Raw genomic sequence first — 505 nt, 5'->3', positions numbered from 1 at the left:
ATAAGCGGCTGTTTATGTCGCGTATGAATGCAGAAGATGGTGAAAAGGCACTTCGAAAATACAAATTGGAGTGGGTTCAAAAACACAATCAGATTGCGAAAAAATACAACCAAATCAAGAAAAAGCAGTACATGAATTTTGCAAGGGAAGAAGAAGAAACACTCTACCCTTCCATTCCAAAAGGCGAGTTCGACAAAACACTGTGGAACAAATTGGTTATATCCACTTTTGGTCCAGAGAAGAAATACAAAAATCCTCACTTTGTACGCAAAACAGACATCTAATTAAACACCCCTAAATTTAGGGGTGTTTATCTACACGTTAATACAATAAAAATGCAAGACTGATATTCAACCCAAGTAAACTCGAGATACTTGAGTTCTCGTTTTTGACCTATGGCGTTGAAGGATTGAAATGACGCCATAGCGGTTAATTTACTGACGAGCGTCAGCGCCAAATTCTACTTCTTTATAGATATCGGCCAGCGACTTCTTACCTTGTTTGT

1 pseudogene is annotated in these 505 nt (G+C 38.2%); it reads left to right on the top strand.

Annotated elements, in window-relative coordinates:
- Nucleotides 1-284 (top strand): annotated as a pseudogene (locus R7O13_RS31275) (hypothetical protein); the annotation flags it as partial.
- Nucleotides 285-505: the final 221 nt, after the last annotated feature.

This window comes from Vibrio sp. Y176, from assembly GCF_033438945.1.
This window is presented reverse-complemented; position numbering and strand designations above follow the sequence as displayed.